The 1,390-nt window shown below is 39.0% G+C and carries 2 protein-coding genes; one reads left to right on the plus strand and one right to left on the minus strand.

Annotated elements, in window-relative coordinates:
- Window positions 1-963: magnesium/cobalt transporter CorA (gene corA, locus ACOVO2_RS05090; RefSeq protein ID WP_421768924.1), on the plus strand; the 963-nt coding region annotated here is incomplete at its 5' end.
- A gap of 86 nt (window positions 964-1,049) precedes the next feature.
- Here the strand turns inward: corA and ACOVO2_RS05095 are convergent.
- Window positions 1,050-1,390 (minus strand): dioxygenase (locus tag ACOVO2_RS05095; RefSeq protein ID WP_421768925.1); only part of this gene is annotated, 341 nt, incomplete at its 5' end.

The following is a 1,390-nucleotide window of genomic DNA, read 5'->3' on the forward strand; positions in this document are numbered from 1 at the left end:
TTTAATGATGAAATTTATCAGCAAAAAGAAGTAAAATCTATCAGTGAATGTAAGCTTTCGCCCATCGAAAACCACGTCAATTGGCTCGATGTTGATGGCGTGCATGAAGTACAAATTGTTGAAGAAATAGGCAAACAGTATCATTTACACCCACTTTTGCTCGAAGATGTACTAAACACCGAGCAGAAACCCAAACTGGAGCATTTCGGCGAGCAAAATATATTTGTGATAATGAAAATGCTACAATTCAACGAAGCCCTCAACGAAGTTGAAACCGAACACGTAGCACTCGTTTTGGGCAGAAACTACGTAGTTTCGTTTCAAGAAATGCACAAATCTGATGTTTTTGCTCCGATTTTTGCTCGTCTAAAAGCGTCGGTAGGCAAAACTCGCAAAGGCAAAGCTGATTATTTATTTTATTCGCTCTGCGATTTGGTGGTGGATAATTACTTCGTTGTTCTCGAAAAATTTAGTGAAAAACTGGAGGAATTAGAAATAAAAATCATCGAAAATCCGCACCGAGACGACCAAACGGCACTCTACGAACTTCGCCGTGAATTGATGCAAATTCGCAAAGCAGTTTTGCCACTCCGAGATATTTTCGGCTCACTTACTCGTGATACTTCTGATTTGATTCAAACCAGCACAATCATTTACTTGCGTGATGTGTATGACCATATTATGCAAACCCTCGAAACGATTGAATCGTACCGAGAAATGATTGAAAATATTCAGAATATTTACCTCACAAGTTTGAGTAATAAAATGAATTCGGTCATGAAAACACTCACCGTTTTTACCGCTATTTTCATGCCTCTGACCTTCATTGCGGGTATTTACGGCATGAATTTCGATAATATGCCTGAGCTTCATCACCCAAATGGCTATTTCTACACGCTCGGCAGTATGGTTGGTATTTCTATTGGTCTTTGGATTTATTTTAAATGGAAGAAATATGTTTAATGTGGTGCGAACATCCTGTTCGCAGTTATCAAGAAATGAAATGACACACTTCATAAAAAACGAAGTGTGTCACCCATAAACCACCATCAACTAAAAATAAAACTTCGCTCACTGAAGGCTGGCAGATTTGGTTTTCCTTCGTAAAAATAATTGAGTTCGTCTTTGGCATCCATCAGCCCCAAACTATACAAAACAGGCACAAAATGGTCAGGCGTTGGTGCAGCCATTTTTCCGAGTTTATGGCTTGTTTCGTAGTTGATTACGTTCGCCACATTACGTTCATCAATTTGCTTTTTTATCCAAGCATCGTATTCGGGTTCCCAACCAAATGGCGTCATATCTCCCATACTCATTTTCTGACCCAATATTTGTAAATTATGTATCAACGAGCCACTTCCAATAATCAGAACGCCTTTTTCACGCAATG

This window comes from Emticicia sp. (assembly GCF_049241225.1).
Taxonomy (GTDB): Bacteria; Bacteroidota; Bacteroidia; order Cytophagales; family Spirosomataceae; genus Emticicia.